Genomic DNA, 25,728 nt, shown 5'->3' on the forward strand with positions numbered 1-25,728 from the left:
AAGGCACCGGGCGCCGGCTGCTGCCGTGCGGTGGCGTGGCACGGGCACGGGCGTAGCGTCGGCCCGAGGAGAGCTGTGCTGAGCAGGCTCGGACGGGACGGGCCGCGGTGCGTCGCGCGGACGACCCGGAGTGGCTCCGGCATGAACCTCGCATCGCATGGGGTGAGCAGCGCCCGGTCGCACCCGGACCGCGCCGCGCTGCGGCTCGGGGACGACGTCGTCACGTATCGCACGCTCGACCGGCGCACGGCCGGTACGGCCGAGCCGCTGCGCGGGCGCGGTGTGCGACCGGGAGACCGCGTCGAGCTCATGCTGACCGACAGACGACACCGCCGTGGTCCTCCACGCCTCGGGAACCACGGGTGGGCCGAAGGGAGCCGAGCTGACGCACGGCACCCTCACCCGCAACCGCGACATCGTGGCCACCGGTCTGCTCCGGCTCACTGCCGACGACGTGGTCTTCGGTGGGCTGCCGCTGTTCCACGCCTTCGGACAGACCTGCATCCTCACCGCCGCCATCGCCTCCGGCGATGCTCGTCGGGCACGGCGTGACCGTCTTCGCGGGGCTGCCGACGATCTTCAGCAGGCTGGTGCGGCAGCCCGGCCGAGGTCGTCCCGGGTGCGTCCAGTGGCCGCCAGAGGGCCCGGTTCGCATCGACGGCGACGGGGTGAGCCCGGCGGACGCGTGGAACAGCGGTTCGGCGGAGGTCGTGCAAAGCTGGGATTCCGGGTCGGCGGGCCGCACGGCGGTGTCCCGTCGTCGTAGCGGTGCCCCGTACCCGGGGCCGTGTCGACACCGGGGACGGTGAGTGCGGATGGGCCCGAACCCCGCGGAGGACCCTGGTCCCGGGCCGGCCGGTGCCGGCGACCGGCCCGCCGTCTCCCGTCGGGAGTTCGACGCGCTCTTCGAGGCGGTCCGCACATGGGGCCGTTGGGCTCCGGCCGACCGCGGCGCCTGGAACCGGGTGACCGCGGAGCACGTGCGGCGGGCCACGGCCGCCGTGCGGTCCGGGAAGGCCGTCCCGCTGGGGCTGCCCTGGAACACCGTGCCCGGCCCCGACAACCCCAGGCCCGCGCTGCACCACATGACCGATCTCGGTGACGTGGAGAGCCCGGAACCCTCCACGCACAAGGACTTCCTCGCCGCCGAATACCACGGCAAGGCCGTCACCCATCTCGACGCCCTGTGCCATGTCGCGTACCGGGGGCGGCTCTACGACGGCCGGAGGGCCGAGGACGTCGTGGCTGCGGCAGGCGCCCGGTTCGGAGCGGTGTCGGCGCTCGGCCCCCTCGTCACGAGGGGAGTTCTCCTCGATCTCCCGACCGTCCTGGGGGTCCGCTGGCTGGAGCCGGGGCGGGCGGTGCACGCGAAGGACGTCGTCGCGGCGGAGGAGGCGCTCGGCGTCCGGATCATCGAGGGCGACGCGGTGCTCCTGCGCTCCGGGCACGTCCGCCGCCGCGGTGACCTCGGGGCCTGGGACTCCGCCGCGGCGAGCGCGGGCTTCCACGTGGACGCCGTACCGCTGCTGGCCGAGCGCGGCATCGCGCTGCTCGGCGGTGACGGCGACAGCGACGTCCGACCCTCACCCGTCGACGGCGTGCACTCGCCCGTCCATGCCCTGGCCCTGGCCGCGATGGGGGTGCCGCTGCTGGACAACCTCGATCTGGAGGCCCTGTCGGCGGCGACGGCGGAGGCCGGGCGGTACGAGTTCCTGCTCGTCGTGGCGCCGCTGAACGTCCCGGGTGGGACGGGCTCGCCCGTCAATCCGGTCGCACTCCTGTGACCACTCGTTTTCAATGCCCGGTTTCTCACCTATGTCCTACTAGTTCTATTGTTTGGAAAAGGAACTCTTGCAGGCTCGAGTGAGGCGGCGCGTGATTCGGCCCGGCGGGAAAACGACACTGATGGCGCGTGCGACGGACGGCGCGGGGCCCGCTCGTTCCCGTGAACGTTTTCTTGAGGGTGAACCGGTCGAAGACTGCGTACGGGCCCCGATCTCGAACTCCTGGCAGCGCTGCCGGGCCCTGGGGCTCTCGCCCGACCAGTCCGGCCCTCCCTTCCACGCCGACTTCGATCGTGAAGCCCGTATCGTCCGCGCGGCCGTACCGGTGCTCGACCGGCTGCAGTCCTGGTTCGCCGACAGCTCGATGAACATCTGCGTCGCGGATGCGAGCGGGACGGTCCTGCTGCGCCGCTTCGGATCCGCGTCCCTGGCCAGAAGCCTCCCGGCGTTCCAACGCGTGCCCGGATTCGTGTTCGCCGAGCAGTACGCCGGCACCAACGGGATCGGTCTCGCGCTGGCGGAGCGCCGGCTCATCCAGGTCTACGGTGCCGAGCACTTCGCCGAGCGCTCCCAGGGCAACGCCTGCCGCGCGCTTCCCGTCCGCGACCCGCTCAGCGGCCGCATCGAGGGCGTGCTGTGCCTCGGCTACCCCCGGGGCGCCGAGGACCCGTCGCTGGCCACCGTGATCCGCAGGGCGGCCCACGCCATCGAGAGGCGGCTGCTCGGGCAGAGTTCCGACCGGGAGCGGGCCCTGCTGCGGGCGTACCTGGACACCGGCGCCGAGGCCGCCGCCGGGCCTCACCACAGCGTCGGGGTCGGCGACTTGGCCCTCGCACTGCGCCCCCGTGACCGCGAGATCCTCATGGCACGGGCTGCCGAACTGATCTCCTGCGGGCAGCGGGCCGCGGTCCGTGTCCGTCTGTCCGACGGCCGGCGGGTCACACTCGTGAGCCGTCCGATGACGAGCGCCACCGGGGTGGAAGGCTTCGTCGCCGAGGCCGTCCTGGCCGGCCCCGCACCGCACGAACCCCTCGTCGTCCCGCCCTCGGCCGAGCAGCCGCGGCGCCTGTCCGTCGCATCCGCCGTCCCGGCCGCCTCCGGTGCCTGCGTCGTCCCGCCGTCCGGGGCGGCCCGCCTCACCACGGCGCCCGGCCTCGCGCCCGCCCGCACCCGTGCGCGCACCGAAGGTGTCCCGATGGGCGAACCCGGCGCCGCGGCAGGCCGCCGCCCCGGCTCCCCGCCCCCGGCCAGAGGGCTCGTGCTGGTCGGAGAGCCGCACGTGGGGCGCTACGCCCTCGCCGCACGCCGCCGCCTGGAGCTGCTGACCGACGCGAGCACGCGCATAGGCACCACCCTGGACGTGCTCCGTACCGCCCAGGAACTCGCCGAGACGGCGGTGCCGCGACTGGCGGACTACGTCACGATCGACCTGCCCGAGGCCGTACCACGCGGCGAGGAGGCCGCCGACCCCCTCACCAGCCTGTACCGGACGGTGGTCCACGGCATCCGTGACGACCGTCCGTTCCACCCGGTCGGCAAACGCGTCGACTACGCCCCGACCACTCCGCACCTGCGCTGTCTGACCAGCGGGCAGGCGGTGCTGGAGCCGGACCTGAACGCAGCGGCGGGCTGGCTCGCCCACGACCCCGAGCGCAGCCAGGAGCTGCTGACCCACGTCCACTCCCTCATCGCGGTCCCCCTGATCGCCCGCGGTGTCGTCCTGGGCGTGGCCGCCTTCTACCGCGGGCAGGACCCCGCCCCCTTCGGCGACGACGACCGTTCGCTGGCCCAGGAACTCGCCACCCGCGCCGCCCTGTCCATCGACAACGCCCGGCGCTACACGCGCGAGCGCGCCATGGTCCTGGCCCTCCAGCGCAGCCTGCTCCCGCACAGTCTGCCCGACCAGGACGCCGTCGAGGTCGCGCACCGCTACCTGCCCGCGGAGTCCGACGTGGGCGGGGACTGGTACGACGTCATCCCGCTGTCCGGCATCCGGGTGGGCCTCCTGGTCGGCGACGTCGTCGGCCACGGCATGCTCTCGGCCGCCACCATGGGCCGGCTGCGTACCGCCGCACGCAGCTTCGCCGAACTCGACTTCCCCCCGGACGAGGTCCTCACCCAACTCGACAACCTGGTGGGACGCCTCGACCGGGAGGAGCCCGCCGCGGGCGAATCGGGCATCATCGGCGCGACCTGCCTCTATGCCGTCTACGACCCGACCACACAGCGGTGCGCCATCGCCCGCGCCGGGCATCCTCCCCCGGCGCTGATCAGCCCCGACGGCACGGTGTCCTTCCCCGACCTGCCCGCCGGGCCCCCGCTCGGCCTGGGCGGACTGCCCTTCGAGGCCGTCGAGCTGGACCTCCCCGAGGGCAGCGGGCTGGTCCTCTACACCGACGGACTCATCGAGGACCGGGAGCGCGACGTCGACGTGGTCCTCGACCAGCTGCGCGGCACCCTCGCCCATCCGGAACGCACGCCCGAGGAAACCTGCGAGGCGGTCCTGGACACCGTGGCACCGGCCCACCCTCGCGACGACATCGCCCTGCTCGTCGCCCGTACCCACGCCCTGGACCCGCGGCGCGTCGCCGCCTGGGAGCTGTCGGCCGACCCCGCGCTCGTCAGCGAGGTCCGCGCCGCCGCCCTGCGGAAGCTGGCCGACTGGGGACTGGAGGAGGCCTCCTTCGCCGCGGAGCTCGTGCTGAGCGAGCTGGTCACGAACGCCATCCGCCATGGCTCCGGACCCATCACGGTCCGTCTGCTGCGCCACCACACCCTGATCTGCGAGGTCTCCGACACCAGCAACACCGCCCCCCACCTGCGCCGCGCGGCCACGACCGACGAGGGCGGCCGCGGCCTGTTCCTGGTGGCACAGCTGTCCCAGAGCTGGGGTACGCGCTACATCGGGCAGGGCAAGGTCATCTGGGCCGAATGCGGACTCGACGCCGCCTGAGGCCGTCGACGCGGTCGGACCGTCGGCGTCGCCATAACCGATAAATCCGTAATAGCAGGATTTTCTCCACTAGTATCACTGGCGAAAGTCGGGAAGAAATCACCCTGCCGACCCCCGGAGACGTCCGTGCCCGACCCTCCCGACACCTCTGCGTACGCGGTCAGGGACTTCGAGGACGGCCCCTTGGTCAGCATGCGCGGGCTGGTCAAGCGGTTCGGCGGGACCCTCGCGCTGGACGGGGTCGACCTCGACGTCCGGGCCGGCAGCGTCCTCGCCCTGCTCGGCCCCAACGGCGCCGGAAAGTCCACGCTCATCAAGGTGCTGGCAGGCGTCCACCATGCCGACGCGGGCCGGGTCACGGTCGCCGGACATCCCCTCGGAAGTCACGCCGCCTCCCGCTGCATGTCCTTCATCCACCAGGACCTCGGGCTCGTGGAGTGGATGACGATCGCCGAGAACTTCGCCCTGACCATCGGATATCCGCGCCGCGCCGGACTGATCTCCTGGCCGCGGACCCGGGAGCGCTGCGCCGCCGCCCTGGCAACCGTCGCCGGACACCTCGACCCCGACACGCCGGCCTCCCGGCTCGGCCCCGCGGACCGTTCACTGGTCGCCATCGGCCGGGCCCTGGCCGCCCGCGCACGGCTCGTGGTCCTCGACGAGCCGACCGCCCGCCTCCCGGCCGCGGACTGCACCCGGCTCTTCCAGGTCCTGCACACCCTGCGCGACCGGGGGCACGGCGTCCTGTACGTCACCCACCGCCTGGACGAGGTGTACGAGGTCGCCGACACCTTCGCCGTCCTGCGCGACGGCCGGCTCGTCCGCCACGGCCCGCTGGCGGGCCACAGCCCCGCCCGGCTGGTGCACGACATCGTGGGCGAGGAACCGCCCCGCCCGCGCCCCGCCGCGGTCGCCGCGGACGGGCCCGTCGTCCTGGCCCTCGACGGCGCACGGACCGCCGGCACGGGGGCGGTCGCCCTGCGGCTGGGGGCCGGGGAGGTCCTGGGCCTGGTCGGCCTCTCGGGCGCCGGACACACGGACCTGGGCCGCGCTCTGGCCGGCGCCCGGCCCTTCCTCGGCGGCCGGGTGCTCCTCGACGGCAGGCCCTACCACCCCCGCACGGTCACGGACGCCGTCGCTCGCGGTGTGGGCCTCGTACCCGGCGACAGACAGCGGGAAGGCTGCGCAGCGGGGCTGACCGTACGCGAGAACCTCCTGGCCAATCCGCGCGCGGGAGGCCTGCCCGCGCTGCGCTGGATCGGTCCGCACCGTGAACGCGCCCGGGCGGCGGAGCTGATCGAGCGGTTCACGGTGCGTCCGCGCGACAGTGAGGCCCCGCTCGCCACCCTGTCCGGCGGAAACCAGCAGAAGGTACTGATCGGCCGGTGGCTCCGGTTGGGCCTGCGCCTGCTGATCCTGGAGGAGCCGACCGCCAGCGTGGACGTCGGGGCCAAGGCCGCGCTCTACCGTCTGCTCGACGAGGCGCTGGCCGCCGGTCTCGCGGTCCTGCTCGTCTCGACCGACTTCGAGGAGGTGGCGGGCGTGTGCGGGCGCGCCCTGGTGTTCGTCCGCGGGTGCGTGACGACCGAGTTGAGCGGTGCGGGCCTCACGGTCGCGGGGCTCACCCGGGCGGCCTCGGCCCTGCCGGACCCCGGAACCACCACGGGCTCATGACCGCCCCGCCCCCACCCCTCTCGCCGCGCCCCCGGCCGCACCGCAGCGGCCCGGCCTGGCAGTTCGTGAGCGCCTACGGCCTACTGGTCCTCACCGCGCTGCTCTTCCTGGTCTTCTCTCTCACGCTGCCGCACACGTTCCCCACCCGGGGCACCGTCGACTCCATCCTCTTCAGTCAGTCGATCCCGGCCGTCCTCGCGCTCGCCGCCATGGTCCCCGTCGTGACCGGTTCGTTCGACCTCTCGCTCGGCTACGGTCTCGGCCTGGCCCATGTCATGGTGCTGCGACTCGTCATCCACGACGGCTGGCCCTGGCCCTGGGCCTGCCTCGTGGTGATCGTCGGCGGGGCGGTCGTGGGCACCGTCAACGGCGTGGTCGTCGAGTTCGGCCGGATCGACTCGTTCATCGCCACGCTCGGAACCGGCAGCATGCTGTACGCCGTGACCGGCTGGGTCACCGGCGGCGGCCGGATCGTCCCGGGCCCGGGCGGTCTGCCGACGGCCTTCACCGACGTCTACGACTCCCGGCTCCTCGGTCTGCCGCTGCCCGCCTTCTACGTGCTCGGTCTCGCCGCCGCCCTCTGGGTGGTGCTGGAGCGGCTGCCGCTCGGCCGGTGCCTGTACGTCATCGGTTCCAATCCGCGCGCCGCCGAGCTGGTCGGCATCCCGACCCGCAGGTACACCGTCTACGCGTTCACCGCATCGGGGCTCATCGTCGGCTGCGCCGGTGTGCTGCTGGCGGCTCAGCAGGAGATCGGCAACCCCAGCGTCGGCCTCGACTATCTGCTGCCCGCCTTCGCCGGCGCCCTCCTCGGCTCCACCGCGATCAAACCGGGCCGCCCCAACGCCCTGGGCACGGTCGTCGCCGTGGCCGTACTCGCCGTAGGCCTCACCGGCATCGCGCAGATGGGCGGCGACTTCTGGACCACCCCCCTGTTCTACGGCGGCACTCTGCTGCTCGCCGTCGGACTGGCCGGCTACTCAGCCCGCCGCCTGCGCACCGGCGCCGACGCGCCGGCCGGCATGCCGCAGCCGCCGTCGTCGGCCCCCGGCGGCGGAGCCCAGGGCACCGTCCCATGATCCGCGCAGGGGCCCCGGCGCCGGACCCCGGACGCACCCCGCCGCTCGCCCCTCCGCGAGGAGCTCCCGTGCACCGCAACCGCAAGGCCATGCCCCGCGTCCTCACGGCCCGGTCCGTCGCCATCGCCCTGCTGGCCGCCGCGGCCGGCCTCGCCGGCTGCCAGCGCGGCTCGTCGAACGGCCCCGCGGTCTCCACCACGGGCCCGCCCGGCTGCCCTGCGGCCCAGGCCACGGCCGAGGCCGCCGTCGCCCGAGCGGAGAAGACCGACGGCGCCCGCAACGGACCGGCCGGCGGCCCCGCGGCGGTCTCCGGCAAGTCGATCGTCTACGTCGCGCAGACCATGACGAACCCCGGAGTCGCGGGTGTCGCGAACGGCGTCCGGGACGCCGCGCGCGTCATCGGCTGGAACGTCCGGGTCATCGACGGGGGAGGCAGCCCCGCCGGTATCCAGGCGGCCATGAGCGAGGCCGTGGCGCTGAAGCCCTCGGGCATCGTCATCGGCGGCTTCGATCCCGGTTCGACCTCACAGCAGGTCACTCAGGCCAACACGGCCGGCATCCCGCTCATCGGCTGGCACGCGCTCGCCTCCCCCGGCCCCAGCAAGCGGCCCGCGCTCTTCACCAACGTCACCACCCGCGTCGAGGACGTCGCCGGCATCAGCGCCCAGTGGGTCATCGCACGCTCCGACGGCCGGGCCGGGGTCGTGCTCATCACCGATGCCTCCATCCCGTTCGCGAAGAGGAAGTCGGACCTGATCAGGAAGGAGCTCGCCACCTGTTCGGGTGTGCGGCTGCTGGCCTACGAGAACATCCCGATCCCGGACGCGAGCAGCCGTACCCCGCGGGAGGTCTCCACCCTCCTCTCCCGCTATGAGAACGGGTGGACACACTCGATCGCCATCAACGACCTGTACTTCGCCGACGCCGCTCCTGCCTTCCGAGCGGCCGGCAGGCAGGGCTCCGCTCCACCGTTCAACATCGGTGCGGGCGACGGCGACCCGTCCGCCTTCCAGCGCATCAACAGCGGCCAGTACCAGGCCGCCACCGTTCCCGAGCCGCTGGCGCAGCAGGGCTGGCAGATCGTCGACGAGTTCAACCGCGCCTTCGCCCACCGCCCTGCCAGCGGCTACGTCGCCCCCGTCCACGTCGCGACGGCCGCCAACAGCGCCGGGGCCACGACCTGGGACCCGCCGGGCTACCGGGAGACGTACCGGAGGATCTGGGGCAGATGAGTCCCACGCGTCCGATCACCCGTCGCGAGGCACCCTCCGCTGTGCCTCGTCGAACGCGGCCAGCGGGTCGCCACCGGCCCCCCAGGGCCAGGCGGTGACGATGCCGCCGAGCGCCTCGAAGGCCGCGCCGGCTTCGCGGCGCCGGTCGGCGGCCAGCAGCGTGTACGCAAGGAGGTTGAGGTCGGCACGTGCCCGCGCGTGCCGGAGGAATCCCGGCTGCACCCAGGTGTGGGCCACGCGGTCGAGGGCCTGGACAGCCGTCGCCTGGGACCAGTGGTTGCGCGCCACCAGCGCTTCGAAGCCGCCCCGGTCGAGCACGGAGTGGTACTGGAAGACCTGGGCGGTGAGTTCCGTCCCCGCGCAGGGTGCGTTCGCGGGCATACGGGCGCGCAGGGCGTCCACGAACTCCAGGACCTGCATGCGCGAGCCGGCTTCCTCCGGGGTGAGATAGCGCAGCATGGTGAGGTAGGCCTCGCGGTTCCAGCGGTCGCGCGCGAGTATCTCGTTCCACACGCCGAACACCCGCTGCTGCTCCCAGCGTTCCAGCCGCGCCGCCGTCAGGACGACCACCCACGGGGTGGGGTCCTGGGGGGTGAGCTCGGCGGCCCGAAGACAGCTGTCGATCACGTCGGCCGCGTCGTCCAGCCTCCCCTGCGAGCGGGCGCGGGCCACCTCGCTCCACGCGTACAGCACGAGTGCGTTCGCGTTGCGCGGCTCGCGCGTGGCCCAGGAGCGCGGCAGCCGCGATCCCGCCAGGAACTCGGCCAGGACGCCCATGCGGTGCGCCCGACGGTCCCAGTCGCCCGGCGCCTGCTCCAGCAGACGGGACATCTGCGCCACGCACATGTCGGTCATGGCGATCGCGCTCGTCCTCGCGGTCGCCAGCAGGTTCTTCATCAGCCTGCCCAGATCCTCGTCGTCGAGTTCCGGAGCGAGCCGGGACCGTCTGCGACGACTTGAAAGAAAAGCCATGCCCGGAGGCTAGAGCGGACCACGCGTCACACAAGGCCTGGGCCGAGATCGTTATGGATTACTTGTCTCGAATGAGGTCGCTCGCTCATGATTCCGTCCGCGTACTACGCAGATGTGCCGGTACTGCCCACCACTGGTCCGGGCGGTCCACGACCAGGGCGCCGGGGCCGGTCTCGCCGTACCGGGCGAGGCGCAGCAGGTAGGCCGCGATGCCTGCCGCGCCCTGCATCCACGTCGTCCGGGGCGGCAGCAGCGGCGGGTCCTGGCGGTGTTCCAGAAAGCGCCAACGGGCGCCCGCGTCATCCCTGATGACCCGGTCGACCAGCGCATCACCCATCCGGTGCGCGGCCCGCAGCAGGGTCTGTCTCCTGTCCGCCGCCCGGCAGTCCTGGGCGGCGTCCAACAGGACGTCTCCGACGCCTGCCGTTCCGCAGCAGCGGCCGTCGTTGTCCCAGAAGCCGGGACGGAGGCGTTCCGGCAGGCCCGAGGTGAGGATCGAGGTCAGACAGCGCTGCCGCAGTTCGTCGACGTCGTGGCCCGCCACCTCGGTGACCCCCGCGTGCGCCAGCGCGGTGAACAGGTGCGAGGTGCCCGCCGGGCCGTGGCACCAGGTGTACGTCACCGGTTCCACCTCCCGGCGCGACGGCGGGATGGTGTGCGGGACGACGAAGCCCGCGTCCTCCAACGACCCCACCGAGAGGACGTGCCGGGCGCCTTCCACCGCGGCTTCGACGAAGTCCTCGCGCTCCAGGGCGGCGCCCGCGACCGCCAGCGCGGCCGCGACCCCGGCGGTGCCGTGCGAGTAGTTCGGCGCCCTCGACGGCCTCCCCGGCGTCATGCCCCAGTCGAGGCCCGCTTCCGTACGGTCCGCCACCCGCAGCAGGGCCTCGCCTCCCGTCGTCGCGATCGCCTCGGTGAACTCGCTGCTCGCCCAGACCGCCGTCATCACCACGCCCGCGGTACCCATGATGACGTCGATGAGGGGCGCGTCGGAGCCCGGCTCGAAATCGAGCGTGGTCTTCCACCCCTCGTCGGTGGCCAGGACGGCCAGCCGCCGCAGCGCCACCGCTTCCTCGCCCGGGGCGAGCAGCCTGAGCGCCGTCGCGTCGCCCGCGAGGCCGTCGTACAGCGAGGGCTCCGTCCGCTGCCCGGCCTGTGCCGACAGCCTGGTCACGATGCCGGTCGCCAGCGCCGCTTCCGTCGCGCTCGGCTCCCGGTACTGCGCGATCTCGGCCAGCACCGGGGCCAGGTCGGCGATTCCCGCGTACAGCGAGTCGCGGTCCTGTGCCAGTGACGGGGCTTCCGGACCGCCCTCCACCACCGTCTCCACGAGCCACGGGCCCTCGTCCTCGCGTACGTGGTCCAGCACCCATGACCACGCCGCCTCGGCCACGTCCCGATACAGGTCGCTCCTCATCCGGCCACGCTACAACCGCCGGAGCAGCCGGATTGCGCGGTGAGGTGTTGCCGGTCCGTCAGTTCCGGCCGTCGTGGTCACCGGCCTCCGCGGCCGTCCTCAGGTCACGCAGCCAGGCTTCGAGGCCGTCGCGCAGGATCTTGGTCGCGGTGGGAACGTCCGCGTCGACCTGTGCGCCGGTGTGGGTCTCTTCCGTGCGTACGAGGACACCGCCCTTGACCTCGGCGAAGTTCCAGACGTGAACGCCGTCGATGCGCAGGCCCTCGCCGATCGCGGGGCCGGTCCAGCGGATGCAGGAGTCGCGCCGGAGCTGCCGGACGGTCGAGGTGATCTCCAGCCGAGTGGCCGGAGTCGAGGGATTGGGGGGCACGGGCGTCGTCCAGCGGAACGCCGAACCGCGGCGCAGGGGACCGTGGTCGAGGCGTTGCGCGGTGGTGACCGACGGCTGCCAGGACGGCCAGCGGGCCACGTCGGTCTGGAGTTTCCAGATGGCGGGCAGTGGCGCGTGGATGACGGTCTGGGTCCGGTAGCGGACCCGTGCGTCGGGATCGACGCCCTGCCCACGGCAGGTGAGGGACGTCCCGGGGCGCTGCGGAGTGGCCCCTGCGGGGACGCGGCGAGGACGCCGAGGACGAGCGGAGCGGTGAGCAGAGTGGCGAGGGCGCCGGTGCCGCGGTGGCTGGACATGGTGTTCTCCATCGGGTTGCGGGAGTTAGGAGCACATTCTTTAGTTAGAAGGTATAACTAGCGGCGTCGGGGCCGGTCAAGGGGTTTCGTGATAACCTCTAACGGAACCTTCAATGTGTAGTCGACGGCGCGGGAACGGGGTGGCAGGGCATGGGCGACACCGGTGCGCAAACGCCCCGGGAGCGGTATCGCGCTCAAGTGCAGGCGGAGATCAAGGAACGCGCCTGGGAGCAGATCGCCACGGCGGGCGTGCCCGCGCTCTCTCTCAACGCGGTCGCCAAACAGATGGGCATGAGCGGGCCCGCGCTCTACCGCTACTTCGCCGGCCGCGACGAGCTGATCACCGAACTCGTCCGGGACGCCTACCGGAGTCTCGCCGGCACCTTCCGCGCGGCCTCCGACACCGGCGCCGACCTGGCCGGACTGGCGCACGCCCTGCGCGACTGGGCCCTGGCCGACCCCCAGCGGTACTTCCTCATCTACGGCACCCCCGTGCCCGGTTACCACGCCCCCGAGGACACGACGGGCCTCGCCGACCAGATCATGACGACCCTGCTCGACGCCTGCACGGCGCTCGCGGAGGACCGGCCCGCGACGCCGTTCGGCACGCACCTGGAGGGCGACCGGCACTGGGCCGCGGACCATCCCGCCCCGCCCACGGCCCTCCATCTGGCCCTCACCTTCTGGACCCGGCTGCACGGCGTGCTGTCCCTGGAACTCGCCGGACACTTCACCGGGATGGGCTTCGACCCCGCTCTCCTCTTCGCTGCCGAACTGGACGACCTGCTGTCACCCCGCACCTGACGCCGCATCCGCGACCGACCGCGACACGCCGACCGGCACGGGAGTTCTCCCGCGAGCCCGGCCCGGGGCCGAAGTGCGGATGCGGCGCACAGGGGCTTGCCGCGCGCCCCCGCGTCTGGTTGGGTTCCAGCGCCACAGGCACGTGGGACGTGTCAACCGGGCGGGGAGTGGAGCGGGCAACGTGCACACGACGGAACGGCAGGACAGCGCGTGGTCCTTGCCCGACGGGCTCGCACAGGCGATCCGGGGCACGGCCGATGACATCGCCACGCTGGTGCGGAGCGCAAGCGACACGGGGCTCGCCGTGCCCGGGTCACAGTGGACCGTCGGCGAGGCCGCCGCCCATCTGGCCATGGCCAACGAGCTGATGGCCGACCTCGCGGCCGGACGGGAACGCCCCTACGGCGACGGCACGCCGGAGAGCCTCGCCAGGGCCAACGCGGAGTCCCTCGCCGTTTTCACGGAGCGCCGGGCGGAGCCTCTCGCGACGATGATCACGGAGCAGGCCGAGGCGTTCCTGGACGCACTGTCGCACCACGCGGCCGACGGCCCGGCACCAGCCACTCCCCTGGGCCTGATGAACCGGTCCGTCCTCGCGTCATACCTGCTCACGCACATGCTCGGCCACGGATACGACCTGGCTCGCGCCCTGCGGCGTCCACACATGGTCGACCGGGCACGGGCGGGCCTGTGCATGCCGTTCATGCTCTCGGTCATGCCGCGTGTCGTGAACCCCGGAGCCACGGCCGGGCTCGCCGCCCGTTACCGGATCCAGCTGCGCGGCGGCGAGACGTTCGGCGTCTCGCTGGCCGACGGCGCCGTGCAGGTGACACCGGGGACACCGCTCCAGCGCGCGCACTGCACCATCCTGCTCGAACCTGTCGCCTTCCTGCTCATCGCGCTGGGCCGGCTGAATCCCTGGCACGCCATCGCCCGGGGACAGGTGCTCACCTGGGGCCCGCGGCCGTGGCTGGCCACCCGCTTCCCGACTCTGTTCACCGCGCCCTGAGCCATCCCCGGGAGGATCGCGCACGGCACACCGGACCCACCGGGCGGGAGCAGCCGACGACGTCCTGAACGGCGGGACCCGGCGGCCCGCTTCCACCGCACACCTCAGCCGTCCGCCCTCACCGCGTCCCTGATGAGACGGTGGGCGGCCGCGTCCGTACGGGCGGCGTCATGGGTCACCAAGCGGTCCTGGCACAGCCCCCGCAGGCCGGAGACGAGCAGGGTCGCCCCCGCCCGTGCCTGCTGCGGCGCGTGCCCCAGCCGCGCATACGCGTCGGCGACGGGGCCGACCATGACCTCGACGCTGTCGGCGGCGAGGCTGCCGTACTGCTCGGGATCGGTGGCGGCCAGGCTGAGCAGTTGCAGCAGCATGCGGATCGACCGGGACTGCTCCCCGACGGTCATCGCCTCCCACAGGCCCTGGGCGGCCGCACGCAGGCCGGCGGCGTCGCGGACGTCGTCGAACATCGCGTGGGCGTCGGGACGGGCGGCCGCCAACGCCTGGGCCAACAGGTTCTCGCGGCTGCCGAAGTAGTACAGAAGCATGCGCTTGGTGGTGCCGATCGACTCGGCGAGCGGGCTCAGCGACATCTGCGCGAGGCCGTGGTGCTGCAGGTAGTGCACCACCTGCAGCAGCAGTTCGGTGCGCTTCTCGGCGTTGACGGGTCGGGCCACGACTTTGACCGTACCGATCGGTACATGTATTGTCCAGCCGAAATAAGCGTTCCGATCGGTACATTAATCGGGTGGTTCTGTGAGACACCGGATCGAGCGTCAGCGGGGCATGTCCTCGGCCAGGACTCTGGCGGAAGCCCTGACGATCCCGACACTGCTCTTCCTCGGCCTGCTGTTCTGCTTCCCCACGGCCTTTCACGAGCCTCGGCCGCACCACGCGAAGGTGGTGATCGCCGACCCCGCTCTCGAACGCAGGGTCGACGCCTCCCTGCGGCAGCAGCACCCTGGTTGGTTCGACGTCACCGCCGCCGCGGACGCCCGAGAAGCCCGCCGAGCGGTGCTGGACCGTGCGGCCGCGGCCGGCTACGCGGCCAAGGGCAAAGACGCGGTGCTGTACGTGGCCAAGGCCAACGGCACGGCACTGGAGCAGGCGCTCGCCAAGGGGTTCGCCACGGTCGCGGCACGCCATCACCAGAAGCTCGCGATCACGGACGTGGCGCCCACCGTGAGCAAGGACGAGAACGGCACGACCCCGGTGTACTTCGGAGTCGCGTGGAACGTCCCCGGCTACATACTCGCCACGACCCTGCTGCGAGCGGTGACGTTCAACCGCCGCAAGAAGATGCTCGCGATCGTGGCGGCCTCCGCCCTCTTCAGCGTGGTGGGCTTCCTCATCGGCACAGGGCTGGGCTACTTCCCCGACGAGCCCTCGGCCCTGGGCATCGCCTTCTTGCTCAGCACCGCGGTGGCCACGTTCTCCCTCGGCATGGCGCCTCTCACCAAGCAGTTCTTCCCCCTCGCGGGCCTTGGTCTGTACATCGTGCTGAGCGTCCCCTCCAGCGGCGTCGCCCCCGTCCCGCTGCTGCCGACGTTCTTCCAGGACCTGCACGCGGTCATGCCCCTGGGCAACGCGGTCGACGCCCTGCGGGGGGTCCTGTACTTCAACGGCGCGGGAGTGCTCAAGCCGGTCCTCGTCCTGTGCGCGTGGATCGCGGCAGGCATGACCCTGCTGGGCCTCGACGCCTGGCGGCACCACCGCCCAGTCGTACGACTGGGCGCGGAAGACGACCAGGAGGACGTTCAGGACGTTCCGGAGCCGCCGGTGGAGGACCCGTCCGTCGAGGCACCCTCGCCCACGGCTCTTCCGGTCCATCCGCACCGTTTCGGCGAGCAGTTGCCGATGCTCGAAGGCACCGTCCGCGACGACGGCCAGCAGCCCGTCCGCCACGCCGCGGTGACCGTCATGGACGCCGGCGGCCGACAGTTGGTGCGAACCTCGACGAACGCGCAGGGCAGGTACGCCGTGACCGGCCTGCCCGAGGGATACATCAGCGTCGTGGCCTCCTCCCCCGGACGAAACCCGGTGGTTCACCAGACACTGCTGCAGTCCGGTGCGGCCGTCCGGAGCGACTTCACGATGCACGACCGTCGCGGCGACAGACAGTAGGCCGAGGTCGACGCCGTTCGGATCCGACGGCGGCACCGCTGGTGCCGGGCTGTGCTAGGGTTTCGGAGTTGCAGTTGTGGTACCCATGAACCTATGTGCGCCTGACAGGAATGTTTCTCCTTCAGGCGCATTATTTGTTTTCCGGCGTCTCCGGATGGGGCCTCTGCCTACAGAAGGAGAAGATCATGGCTCAGGGAACCGTGAAGTGGTTCAACGCCGAAAAGGGTTTCGGCTTCATCCAGCAGGACGGCGGCGGCCCCGACGTCTTCGCGCACTACTCGAACATCGCGACCCAGGGCTTCCGTGAGCTCCAGGAGGGCCAGCGGGTCTCCTTCGACGTCACGCAGGGCCAGAAGGGCCCGCAGGCGGAGAACATCATCCCCGCCTGATCGCCGGACGCGTATCCGCTCACCGGGGTCCCTGCCGTCATGGTGCGGACCCCGGTTTGTGCTGTTTCCAGGAAGGCAGACCAAACCGCATGTCCCGCAGGCCCCAGAAGCCGAACCGGCGCGCCTCGTCACCCTCACCGGCCGCGTCCGCGCCGAGGGAGTTCCGGCTGCCGGAAAGCACCACACCCGCACTTCCCGCCGTCGAGGACTTCGCCGCCCTGGACATGCCCGCAGGGCTGCTGAAGACCCTCACCGCGCAGGGCGTGACCGTCCCGTTCCCCATCCAGGCCGCCACACTGCCGAACTCGCTCGCCGGCCGTGACCTGCTGGGCCGTGGACGTACCGGCTCCGGCAAGACCCTCGCGTTCGGGCTGGCGCTCCTGGCCCGCACGACGGGACTGCGGGCGGAGGCCAAGGCCCCCCTCGCCCTCGTCCTGGTGCCCACCCGTGAACTCGCCCAGCAGGTGACGGACGCGCTCACCCCCTACGCCACGGCCGTGAACCTGCGACTGGCCACCGTGGTCGGCGGGCTCTCCATCACCAAGCAGGCCGGCACGCTCCGACGCGGCGCCGAAGTCCTCGTGGCGACCCCCGGCAGGCTCAACGACCTCGTGGAACGCGGGGACTGCGTCCTCGACCAGGTGCGCATCACGGTGCTGGACGAAGCCGACCAGATGACCGACATGGGCTTCCTGCCGCAGATCACCAGGCTGATGCAGCGCGTACGGCCCGACGGGCAGCGCCTGCTCTTCTCGGCCACGCTCGACCGCAACATCGACCGTCTCGTACGGCAGTTCCTGACCGACCCGGTGGTCCAGTCCGTGGACCCCTCCGCGGGCGCGGTGACCACCATGGAGCACCACGTGCTCCACGTCCAGGACGAGACCGACAAGAAGGCCGTCACCACGCGCATCGCGGCCCGTGACGGCCGGGTCATCCTCTTCCTCGACACCAAGAGGTCCGCCGACCGGCTCGCCAAGCGGCTCCTGGCCGTCGGCGTCCGCGCGGCCGCACTGCACGGGGGCCGCTCCCAGCCGCAGCGCAACCGCACCCTGGAACAGTTCAAGAACGGGCAGGTCACCGCCCTGGTGGCGACCAATGTCGCGGCCCGGGGCATACATGTCGACGACCTCGACCTCGTCGTGAACGTCGATCCGCCCACCGACCACAAGGACTACCTGCACCGCGGGGGTCGCACGGCCCGGGCCGGCGGCTCCGGCAGCGTGGTCACCCTGGTCCTGCCGACCCAGAAGCAGGACGTCACCCGGCTCATGTCGGACGCGGGCATCCGTCCCCGGACGGCCCGCATCACCTCCAGCGACGCGGCACTGGCCACCATCACCGGCGCCCGCGAGCCCTCCGGCGTGGCCGTCACCATCGAGGTCCCCGAGCCGGCGACACCGACGGCGTCCGGCCAGGACCAGAAGACCGGCACCGGCGCCAAGCCCGGCAGCCGATCCGGCCGCCGACGCCGTAACGGCGGCGGGGCCAAGCCCGCGACGGCGGCCGCCGACAGCACGGGGAGCCGGGGCTCCGGCCGTCGGAGCGCGGCCGGCACGCAGGCCTCTGAGGGCGCTACCGCGACCGACCGGCGCGGTGCGACCCGCCGGGCGGGGTCCAGTGGGTCCGCAGGCGGTAGCACCGGTGCGGGCGGCCGCGGTTCCGCCCGCCAGGCAGCGGGTGACGCGGCCACCGGCGCGGCCTCCGGCAAGGCTGGACGCGGATCCGGTCGGCGGACGGCACCCGGCGCAGCCACGGGCGGCGCCGCCGGGGCCAGAGGCCGCAGCGCCGACCGCCGAGGCAACCGTCGCCCCTCCGCCACATGAGCCTGACCGGGTGGTGTCGTACGTCGATCCGGTGATCGCGGACTCTGCGGCGCTCACCGTGGAATCACCCAGTCAGGCACCCAGGTCCCGGCGACACCGTGCCGGGTCGCCGTGGCGGCCAGGTGGGCGCGCAGCGTGGCCAGCGCCGGGTGGGGAATGTCGCGGTGCCAGAGGAGCGAGTGCGGGTAGACGGGCGTCGGGTCGGTCACCGGGATGCGGAGCAGCCCGTGGTCGGCGGGCCAGACGAGGCGGGTCTGCTCGCTCATGAAGGTGGCCAGGGCCGGGGTGTCGGCGACGGTGTCGATGAGCGCGTCGGAGCCGAAGTTGGGGCCGGTCGCCTCGATGGTGAGGCCGAACTCGGCGACGAGGTCGTCGTAATAGGCGGCCCACTCGGTGCCGGGGACGATGCCGGGCATCCAGATCCGGTGCCCGACGAGCTGTGCCATCGTCACCGACCGGGCGCCCGCCAGCGCGTGGGCGGGGCCGGTGAGGAGCTGCAGCGGCTCGTCGAGCACCCGGACGGACTCGATGTCCTCGGGAAAGGGGCGCCCGGGTGCGGCGACGGCGCGGAAGGACGCGTCGATCGTGCCGGAACGGATGGCGGAGACGGCGTGCTCGATGTCGAACAGCATCAGCACGTCGAGTTCGATCTCGGGGTGGGCGCGGTGGAAGTCACGCAGCAGACCCGACGCCGCGCCGCGCGAGTTGATCACGTCGATCCGCAGCGGACGGCGGCCGGTGCGCACGGACGCGGCCGCGCGCTCGGCGACGCGCAGCAGCTCGCGTGCGTGGGGCAGGAACGCCTGCCCGTCGATGGTGAGCTCGGCGCCGCGCGCGGTGCGGGTGAACAGCCGCACGCCGAGGGTGCGTTCCAGCGTGGCGATGCGCTTGGAGACGGCCTGCTGGGTGACCGCCAGTTCGGCGGCGGCTTCCTGGAACTGTCCCGCGTCGGCGGCGGTGACGAAGGTCCGGACGGTGTCGAGGTCCATGTCGGCAGCCTATGGGTACAACTCCTGGTTGTATCTGAGGGTCCTGCGGTTGTTTGATCCCAGGACCTGGCGCTCGCTTTGATGATTCCGCACGCGGATCGGTTGTGTGGGTGAGCGGGTGAGGAGCATCGGGTATGGGGAACGGGGACCGGCTGGGACATCTGCTCGGACGTCGGCTGGGGCGGCCGTTCGGATGGCTCTGGGGAGCGTACGCCACCAGCGCGCTCGGCACGTGGCTCGCCTTCGGCGCGTTCCCGCTGATCGCCATCCGGGTCCTGCACGCCGGACCCGCCGAGGTCGCCGCGCTCTCCTCCGTGGGGGCTGCGGTGGGCGCGGCCGTGGCGGTGCCGCTCGGCCCCTGGGTGGAGTTCCGCCGTAAGCGGCCGGTGCTGGTCGCGACGGACCTGGTGCGGTTCGTGGCGCTGCTGACGATCCCCACCGCGTACGCACTCGGCGTGCTCACCTTCCTTCAGCTCCTGCTGGTCTCGGTCGTCGTCGCGGCGGCCGACATCACCTTCCGCGCCGCCTCCGGTGCGTACCTGAAGACGCTGCTGCCGGCCGAGGACCTGCTCGTCGCCAACGCCCGGTTCGAGTCCACGGCCTGGTCGACCACGATCATCGGACCGCCGCTGGGCGGCGTGGCGGTCGGGCTCCTGGGTCCGGTGGCGACGGTGGTGGCCGACGCGGTCAGCTACCTGCTCTCGGCCCTGGGCATCCGCGCGACGGGCGACCACGAGCCACGGCCCGAGCGCCGGGAGGCCTCGCGCATGCGGGCCGCGGACCTGATCGACGGCTGGCGGTACATCCTCGCCGACGCCACCCTGCGCCCGCTGTTCTTCAACACCGCCCTGTTCAACGGCCTGGTGATGGCCACCCAGCCACTGCTGTCCGTCCTGATGCTCGGCCGGCTCGGGTTCACACCGTGGCAGTACGGCCTCGCTTTCGCCGCACCCTCGATCGGCGGGCTGCTCGGTTCCCGGCTGGCCCGCCCGCTCGTCACCCGGTTCGGGCAGCACCAAGTCCTGGTCGTGGTCGGAGCGCTGCGCGTGCTCTGGCCCGTCGGCCTGGCCTTCCTGGGGCCGGGCACCGGCGGGCTGCTGCTGGTGATGGGCGTGGAACTCGGGCTCATCTTCTGCTGCGGGGTCTTCAACCCCGTCTACGCCACCTACCGCCTCCAGCGCACCGCGGCCGACCGGGTCACCCGCACACTGTCCGCCTGGACGGTGACGACCAAGGCCTCGACCGCTCTGCTGACGGCCGTCTGGGGTGTGCTGGGCGGCCTGCTCGGCCCGCGTACGGCCATCGGCCTGGCCGGCGTCCTCCTGCTGGCGACGCCGCTGCTGCTCCCGCGCCGCGCGGCAGCGGCTCTCCCCGAGCCGGCGCCGGGACCGGTCGCCCCGTAGAAGTTCTGCCGGCCACGCGCCGAGATGTGTGTATCTCCCCCCGATGGGAAGATCAGGTGCGTGAGCGGTATTCCCGTGCGAACGCCCGTAGCAGCAGACGGCCGGCTGGGCATGGCTGCCGATCACCCCGGGCTGAGCGATCCGCACTACCTGCTGCGGCGCAGGACGATCGCCGCGGTCGCCCGCGGTCACCGGGTCGGTGATCCCTACCCGACGGTCGACTACAGCGAGGGCGAGGAGCGGACCTGGCGGACCGTGCACCGGGCGCTGCTCGGCGCCCAGGACGAGCATGCCTGCCGCGCCGCGCTCGGCGCCCGGGACCAGGCCCCCATTTCTGCCGACCACATCCCGCAGCATGCCGAGGTCGGTTCCCACCTGCGGCGGTTGACCGGCTTCGAGTTCACCCTCGCCGGAGGAGTCGTCCCGAACAAACGATTCCTGGGCTCGATGGGGGCGGGCTACTTCCACGCCGTCCAGTTCGTGCGCCACCCGGCCGTCCCGCTGTTCACCCCCGAACCCGACATCATCCACGACGTGTTCGGGCACGGGATCCACCTCGCCTCCCCCGCCTTCGCCGACCTCTACCGCCTGATCGGCCAGGCCGCCGAGCGCATCGAGCGCAAGGACGTCCTTCAGATGATCAGCGACGTCTACTGGTTCACGCTGGAGTACGGCGTCCTGGAGGAGAACGGAACGCCCAAGGCCTACGGTGCGGCCCTGCTCTCCTCCTACGGAGAGATCCGCCGGCTGCACGCATCCCGCATCCGGCGGCTGGACATCGACGCCATGCTCGCCACCCCCTACGACGTCCGCGGCTACCAGCCCGTCCTCTTCGCCGCCCGCACCCTCGACGAGGTCGCCGACACCCTCGCCGGCTTCCTGGACAAACTCGACGACGACACCGCACCACGGCCCTGCGCAGGCAGACCGTAGAGCGCCGTCCGGCGGCTCGGCACGGATCAACGCACGCTGGACGAACGGCCGTCAGGCCCGCGCCGCGTCACGGTCCGGCTCCCGGCGAGTCGCCTGGTGAAGCAGGCCGCGAACACCGATGAGCAGAGTCCACACCAGGAGGGGAAACGCCGCTGCCCGCTCCATGCCTCCCATGCCGAGTCCGAGGTAGCGGTGGGAGAGAAAGAGCCCGAAGGACATGAGCGCCGCGGCTCCCAGCAGGCCGGTCACCCAGCGCAGCGGCCCCGGCGCTCCGTCCGCCAGGCCAACTCCCGTCAGCACCAGGCCGATGTTGCCCATGGCCATGATGAGCAGGGCACCCAGGACATGCTGGTTCTCGTGGACGTCCGCAGGCGCCAGCCCGGCCAGCGCGAATCCCGCTGCGGCGCAGGCCACCAGGCACCGGGCCACCCTCGCGGTCGCGCCCGTGCCCCACAGGGACCCGGCGCATACGACACCGACGACGAGGAGCGTTCCCAGAGCCACGAACGAGGCATTCATCAGGCCGTGTTGGGGCGAGCAGACGTAGCGTGGTTCGGGAGTCGACTGCATCGCGCAGTGAACGTTGCCCAAGTCGCTGATGTTGTTCCGCGCCCAACTGTACGGCCTGCTCCAAGCCGACTCGACGATCACGTGGGCCACGAAGAACTGCACCACGCCCACGGCCCACGCCACGTATCCGATCCGAGCTTTCAACTCTCCACCTTTTTCGCATGGTTCACGATGCACGCTTCACGTGCGAACAGCGGATCATGCACCGCTGCCACCGGACACTCCGGCAGACCCCCGGACACGAGGTAGGGCGGACCCGCCGTCCAGCCACGCCTCAACCGCTCGCCGGCCGATACGATCGGAGGAAGGCCGCCGGTTTCGTACCCTGGCGGTATGCGCATGCGCCCCACTCTGAGCTGGACCCCCGCCGAGGACCTGCCGCCGGGCACCACGGATCTGGAGCCGATCGCCGATGTGCTGCGCACCGGCGGTGTGCTGGTGCTCAGCGGAGCGGGCATCTCCACCGAATCAGGCATCCCCGACTACCGGGGCGAGGACGGGAGCCTGAGCCGGCACACCCCGATGACCTACCAGGACTTCACCACCAGCGCCCGTGCCCGGCGCCGGTACTGGGCGCGCAGCCACCTCGGCTGGCGCACGTTCGGCCGCGCCCGCCCCAACGCCGGGCACCGCGCCGTGGCCGCGTTCGGGCGGCACGGCCTGCTCTCGGGTGTGATCACCCAGAACGTCGACGGTCTGCACCAGGCCGCCGGCACCGACGACGTCGTGGAACTCCACGGAGGTCTGGCCCGGGTCGTCTGCCTCTCCTGCGGCGCCCTCAGCCCGCGCCGCGAACTCGCCCGGCGGCTGGCGGAAGCCAACGCGGGCTTCGAGCCGGTGGCCGCCGGGATCAACCCGGACGGCGACGCCGACCTCACCGACGAGCAGGTCGGGGACTTCCGTGTCCTGCCCTGTCCGGTGTGCGGCGGCATCCTCAAGCCGGACGTGGTGTTCTTCGGCGAGGCCGTTCCGCCGCAGCGGGTGGAGCACTGTCGTGAGCTGGTCCGCGCGGCGACCTCGCTGCTGGTCCTGGGGTCCTCACTGACGGTGATGTCCGGGCTCCGGTTCGTCCGCCAGGCGGCCCAGGCCGGCATACCGGTCCTGATCGTCAACCGGGACCCGACCCGGGGCGACGCACACGCCCTCACGCGGGTCGCGCTCCCGCTGGGCGACGCCCTCACCAGCGTGGCCGACCGGCTGGACATCCCGCTCGGCCGGGGTGGCGCACTATGATCTCCGGCCTGGTCGAGGAGGGGCACCTGGTCGAGGAGGGGCATATGGCGTTTCAGGACCATGTGGTCAGGGCCGCCGACGAGGTCGTCGGAGCGTTTCCGGCGGACGGCGGGATCTACGCGGTGACGTTCCGCATCGACAGCGTCGATCAGGATCCGCGTCTTCCGTACGCGGCGATCGGCTACACGACCGAGGCCGACGCCACGGCATCGGCGCAGCAGGCGTCGGGCGCCTGGGAGGCGCGCTGGAGTTACGCGTTCTTCCCGAAGACGGGTCTCGAAGGGGTGCGTTCCGTCGGGCGTGACCCGGACGGCGCGCACGCCCACCGGCGGGAGGCGGAGTCCGCAGGGCTCTGGTACGGGGACGACGACGAGCCGGACGATCGCCCCGAGCAGCTGGTCGAGTGGTTCTACGAGGTGTGTGTCGCGGCGGCCCGGCACCTCCACGACAGTGGCCGGGTCGTGCAGGTACTGGGACGCCCGGTCCCGGTGATCCTGTACGACATGTTCGACCCGGACGCGATGTTCCGGCTGACGTCAGCAGCCAACCCGGCGGCGCTGGTGGCCGACTTCACGGCCGACGCCCCGGAGTAGGCATCTCACCCGGGGCGGCATCAGCCGCCGCTCGCGGGATCGGTCAGGGACGGCAGGACGGAGGCGGTGAACTTCGCCAATTTCTCCCGCAGTTCCTCGCGGGTCACACCCTTGTCGCCGGTCAGGTAGGCGACGAGGTCGGCCCGGGTGGCGGCGAGCAGGGCATGGGCGGTGAAGTCGCTGTCGGCCAGTCCCGGAATCCGCTCCAGCGTGTCCCGGAGCAGCGTGTGCCAGGCGTCGTAGTGCGCGGTGGCGTAGGGGCTGTCCGCGCCGGTCCGCTCCAAGGCGAGCGCGAGGTGACGGTTGTCCAGTTTCAGACACAGGACTGCATCGAGCAGGGCCGGGACGCGCTCCAGGGGCGGGGCGGTGGGGCCCAAGGGCGGCGGGCCTTCCGCGACGGCGTCCATGATCGGTTCGAGTCGCGCTTCGTAGAGCGCGCGGATCAGCCCGGTGCGATCGCCGAAGGCGCGGAAGAGGGTGGCCTTGCCGACCCCGGCCGCCGCCGCGATGTCGGCCATGGTGACGCCGTCGGGGCTCTGGCACCGGTCGAAGAGCGTGTCGGCGGCGGCGAAGACGGCCGCACGGTTGCGCAGGGCGTCCTTGCGCGGTCGGCGCTCGGTCACGTGGTTCCTCCTTTGCGATCCGGACCCGTGGTCCGTATCGTAGCGCTCACCAAACCGGACCGTGGGTCCGGATCGTCTGGGACGGAGGCACCCATGCCCACGCACCGCTCGCCGGAACAGCTCTACCGTCACAGCCTGCGGCTGCTCCTCGACAAGGACATCGCCGCCTGGACCGGCCTGTGGGCCGAGGACGGTGTGATGGAGTTCCCCTTCGCGCCGCCGGGCTGGCCCCGGCGACTGGAGGGCCGGGACGCGATCGCCGCCTACATGCGCGGCTACCCCGACCACATCGACCTGCGCGACTTCCCCGACCTGCGGATCCACCGGACCGCCGACGCGCAGACCATCGTGGCCGAGATGCGCGGCCTGGGCCGCCTGGTGGAGACAGGAGCGCCGTTCGACATGACCTACATCGCCGTCGTGACCGCCCGGGAGGGACGCTTCATCTCCTACCGGGACTACTGGAACCCCCTCGCCGCCCAGCAGCCCGGCCTGGACTTCACCGGGGCCGGTGCCCGATGAGCCACACTCTGGTCATCGGGGCCACGGGCACCACCGGCCGGCGTACGACCGCGGCGCTGGCCGCCGCCGACCACCCCGTCCGGGCGGGGAGCCGACGGGCCACCCCGCTCCCGGGCGCGCAGCCGGTCCGCTTCGACTGGTACGACCCCGCCACCTTCGGTCCCGCCCTCGCCGAGACCGACCGCGTCTACCTCGTCCCGCCCCCGGGCGACCCGGACCCGGCCACGGTCATGCTGCCCTTCCTCCGCCAGGCCCGGGCCGTCGGCCTCCGCCGTGCGGTACTGCTCAGTTCGTCGGCCATCCCCGAGGGGGGACCGGGAGTGGGAGCCGTACACCGCTGTCTGCCCGGCCTGTTCGACGAGTGGGCGGTGCTGCGGCCCTCCTGGTTCATGCAGAACTTCACCGGCACGCACGCCCACGCGCGCAGCATCCGCGAGGACGGCGTCGTCCTGACCGCGGCCGGGACCGGACGGATCGGATTCGTCGACGCCGACGACATCGCCGCCGTGGCCGTACACGCCCTGACCGACGCCCGCGCACCCCATGCCGACCTCGTCCTCACCGGCCCGCACACCCTCAGCCACGACGACATCGCCGCCATCGTCAGCGAGGTCACCGGCCGCCGCGTGGTGCACCGGCATCTGACGTACGAGCAGCTGCGCGACCGCCTCGCCGCACAGATGCCGCTGGAGTTCGCCGCGATGCTGGCCCGCATGGACCGCGCCATCGCCCAGGGCGCCGAGGACCGCATCACCGACACCGTCCAGCGCCTCACCGGACGCCCGCCGAACAGCTTCCGCGAGGTGGCACGGCGGGAACTCGCACTCCGGACCTGAGGCGCGCCGGCAACGCGCAGCGCGCGTGGCGCGCCGGCCGGACCGGTGTCGCAGCCGCCCGGCACCGCTCCGGCGGGTG

Annotated in this window: 23 protein-coding genes and 1 pseudogene; 17 read left to right on the plus strand and 7 right to left on the minus strand. The window is 72.3% G+C overall.

Annotation, left to right across the window (positions count from 1 at the left end; translation table 11 throughout):
• The first annotated feature begins 334 nt into the window (after positions 1-334).
• From BIV25_RS54445 to BIV25_RS20355, 6 genes are all read left to right on the plus strand, one after another.
• Positions 335-766 (plus strand): AMP-binding protein, encoded by a 432-nt coding sequence (locus tag BIV25_RS54445; RefSeq protein WP_107486211.1) that lies wholly within the window; start codon positions 335-337, stop codon positions 764-766.
• A gap of 49 nt (positions 767-815) precedes the next feature.
• Positions 816-1,784: a cyclase family protein gene (locus BIV25_RS20335; protein WP_071373786.1), complete on the plus strand. Its 969-nt coding sequence runs from the start codon at positions 816-818 to the stop codon at positions 1,782-1,784.
• 121 nt (positions 1,785-1,905) lie between these two features.
• Positions 1,906-4,737 (plus strand): SpoIIE family protein phosphatase, encoded by a 2,832-nt coding sequence (locus BIV25_RS20340; protein WP_177235347.1) that lies wholly within the window; start codon positions 1,906-1,908, stop codon positions 4,735-4,737.
• Between the two features lie 126 nt (positions 4,738-4,863).
• Positions 4,864-6,411, plus strand: a complete 1,548-nt coding sequence (locus BIV25_RS20345) for a sugar ABC transporter ATP-binding protein (protein WP_071373788.1) — start codon at positions 4,864-4,866, stop codon at positions 6,409-6,411.
• A complete protein-coding gene (locus BIV25_RS20350) occupies positions 6,408-7,490 on the plus strand; it encodes an ABC transporter permease (protein WP_071373789.1) in 1,083 nt (360 codons plus the stop codon). The genes BIV25_RS20345 and BIV25_RS20350 overlap by 4 nt, the downstream gene beginning before the upstream one ends.
• 68 nt (positions 7,491-7,558) lie before the next feature.
• Positions 7,559-8,722, plus strand: coding sequence for a substrate-binding domain-containing protein (locus tag BIV25_RS20355; RefSeq protein ID WP_256255937.1), 1,164 nt, complete (start codon positions 7,559-7,561; stop codon positions 8,720-8,722).
• A gap of 15 nt (positions 8,723-8,737) precedes the next feature.
• Here the strand turns inward: BIV25_RS20355 and BIV25_RS20360 are convergent, their stop codons facing one another.
• The 3 genes and pseudogenes from BIV25_RS20360 to BIV25_RS20370 form a co-directional block, all read right to left on the minus strand.
• Complete coding sequence (locus BIV25_RS20360) at positions 8,738-9,694, minus strand: hypothetical protein (protein ID WP_071373790.1); 957 nt, start codon at positions 9,692-9,694, stop codon at positions 8,738-8,740.
• A gap of 85 nt (positions 9,695-9,779) precedes the next feature.
• Positions 9,780-11,111: a lanthionine synthetase LanC family protein gene (locus tag BIV25_RS20365; protein ID WP_071373791.1), complete on the minus strand. Its 1,332-nt coding sequence runs from the start codon at positions 11,109-11,111 to the stop codon at positions 9,780-9,782.
• A 58-nt stretch (positions 11,112-11,169) separates the two neighbouring features.
• Positions 11,170-11,798: pseudogene (locus BIV25_RS20370) on the minus strand (SRPBCC family protein).
• Positions 11,799-11,948: 150 nt separating this feature from the next.
• On the opposite strand from BIV25_RS20370, the gene BIV25_RS20375 reads away from it, so the two are divergent.
• Both BIV25_RS20375 and BIV25_RS20380 read left to right on the plus strand, forming a co-directional pair.
• Positions 11,949-12,602, plus strand: coding sequence for a TetR/AcrR family transcriptional regulator (locus tag BIV25_RS20375; protein WP_071373792.1), 654 nt, complete (start codon positions 11,949-11,951; stop codon positions 12,600-12,602).
• Between the two features lie 181 nt (positions 12,603-12,783).
• Entirely contained in the window at positions 12,784-13,611 is an 828-nt protein-coding gene (locus BIV25_RS20380) for a maleylpyruvate isomerase family mycothiol-dependent enzyme (RefSeq protein WP_071373793.1), read from the plus strand.
• A gap of 104 nt (positions 13,612-13,715) precedes the next feature.
• Here the strand turns inward: BIV25_RS20380 and BIV25_RS20385 are convergent, their stop codons facing one another.
• Positions 13,716-14,285, minus strand: coding sequence for a TetR family transcriptional regulator (locus tag BIV25_RS20385; RefSeq protein ID WP_071373794.1), 570 nt, complete (start codon positions 14,283-14,285; stop codon positions 13,716-13,718).
• 79 nt (positions 14,286-14,364) lie between these two features.
• Between BIV25_RS20385 and BIV25_RS20390 the strand changes: the two genes are divergently transcribed.
• The 3 genes from BIV25_RS20390 to BIV25_RS20400 all read left to right on the plus strand — a co-directional run bounded on the left by BIV25_RS20390 (position 14,365) and on the right by BIV25_RS20400 (position 17,947).
• Entirely contained in the window at positions 14,365-15,732 is a 1,368-nt protein-coding gene (locus BIV25_RS20390; protein ID WP_256255938.1) for a carboxypeptidase regulatory-like domain-containing protein, read from the plus strand.
• 185 nt (positions 15,733-15,917) lie between these two features.
• Complete coding sequence (locus tag BIV25_RS20395; RefSeq protein WP_071365560.1) at positions 15,918-16,121, plus strand: cold-shock protein; 204 nt, start codon at positions 15,918-15,920, stop codon at positions 16,119-16,121.
• A gap of 89 nt (positions 16,122-16,210) precedes the next feature.
• Positions 16,211-17,947 carry a DEAD/DEAH box helicase gene (locus BIV25_RS20400; protein WP_071373796.1) on the plus strand — a complete coding sequence of 579 codons (1,737 nt, stop codon included), beginning with the start codon at positions 16,211-16,213 and terminating at the stop codon, positions 17,945-17,947.
• Between the two features lie 53 nt (positions 17,948-18,000).
• On the opposite strand, the gene BIV25_RS20405 is transcribed toward BIV25_RS20400, so the two are convergent.
• Positions 18,001-18,936, minus strand: a complete 936-nt coding sequence (locus tag BIV25_RS20405) for a LysR family transcriptional regulator (protein ID WP_071373797.1) — start codon at positions 18,934-18,936, stop codon at positions 18,001-18,003.
• A gap of 134 nt (positions 18,937-19,070) precedes the next feature.
• On the opposite strand from BIV25_RS20405, the gene BIV25_RS20410 reads away from it, so the two are divergent.
• On the plus strand, positions 19,071-20,339 hold the full coding sequence (locus tag BIV25_RS20410) for an MFS transporter (RefSeq protein WP_071373798.1): 1,269 nt from the start codon (positions 19,071-19,073) through the stop codon (positions 20,337-20,339).
• 60 nt (positions 20,340-20,399) lie between these two features.
• Positions 20,400-21,272: a phenylalanine 4-monooxygenase gene (locus BIV25_RS20415; RefSeq protein WP_071373799.1), complete on the plus strand. Its 873-nt coding sequence runs from the start codon at positions 20,400-20,402 to the stop codon at positions 21,270-21,272.
• A gap of 51 nt (positions 21,273-21,323) precedes the next feature.
• Here BIV25_RS20415 and BIV25_RS20420 read toward each other — a convergent pair whose 3' ends face one another.
• On the minus strand, positions 21,324-21,986 hold the full coding sequence (locus BIV25_RS20420; RefSeq protein ID WP_071373800.1) for a DUF998 domain-containing protein: 663 nt from the start codon (positions 21,984-21,986) through the stop codon (positions 21,324-21,326).
• Positions 21,987-22,175: 189 nt separating this feature from the next.
• On the opposite strand from BIV25_RS20420, the gene BIV25_RS20425 reads away from it, so the two are divergent.
• Both BIV25_RS20425 and BIV25_RS20430 read left to right on the plus strand, forming a co-directional pair.
• A complete protein-coding gene (locus BIV25_RS20425) occupies positions 22,176-23,075 on the plus strand; it encodes an NAD-dependent protein deacetylase (protein WP_071373801.1) in 900 nt (299 codons plus the stop codon).
• Positions 23,072-23,668: a hypothetical protein gene (locus BIV25_RS20430; RefSeq protein ID WP_256255940.1), complete on the plus strand. Its 597-nt coding sequence runs from the start codon at positions 23,072-23,074 to the stop codon at positions 23,666-23,668. The genes BIV25_RS20425 and BIV25_RS20430 overlap by 4 nt, the downstream gene beginning before the upstream one ends.
• 20 nt (positions 23,669-23,688) lie before the next feature.
• Here the strand turns inward: BIV25_RS20430 and BIV25_RS20435 are convergent, their stop codons facing one another.
• Positions 23,689-24,291, minus strand: a complete 603-nt coding sequence (locus BIV25_RS20435; protein WP_071373802.1) for a TetR/AcrR family transcriptional regulator — start codon at positions 24,289-24,291, stop codon at positions 23,689-23,691.
• Positions 24,292-24,384: 93 nt separating this feature from the next.
• On the opposite strand from BIV25_RS20435, the gene BIV25_RS20440 reads away from it, so the two are divergent.
• Positions 24,385-24,813 (plus strand): nuclear transport factor 2 family protein, encoded by a 429-nt coding sequence (locus tag BIV25_RS20440; protein WP_071373803.1) that lies wholly within the window; start codon positions 24,385-24,387, stop codon positions 24,811-24,813.
• On the plus strand, positions 24,810-25,649 hold the full coding sequence (locus BIV25_RS20445) for an NmrA family NAD(P)-binding protein (protein ID WP_071373804.1): 840 nt from the start codon (positions 24,810-24,812) through the stop codon (positions 25,647-25,649). The genes BIV25_RS20440 and BIV25_RS20445 overlap by 4 nt, the downstream gene beginning before the upstream one ends.
• Positions 25,650-25,728: the final 79 nt, after the last annotated feature.

Source organism: Streptomyces sp. MUSC 14 (assembly GCF_001866675.1).
GTDB lineage: Bacteria > Actinomycetota > Actinomycetes > Streptomycetales > Streptomycetaceae > Streptomyces.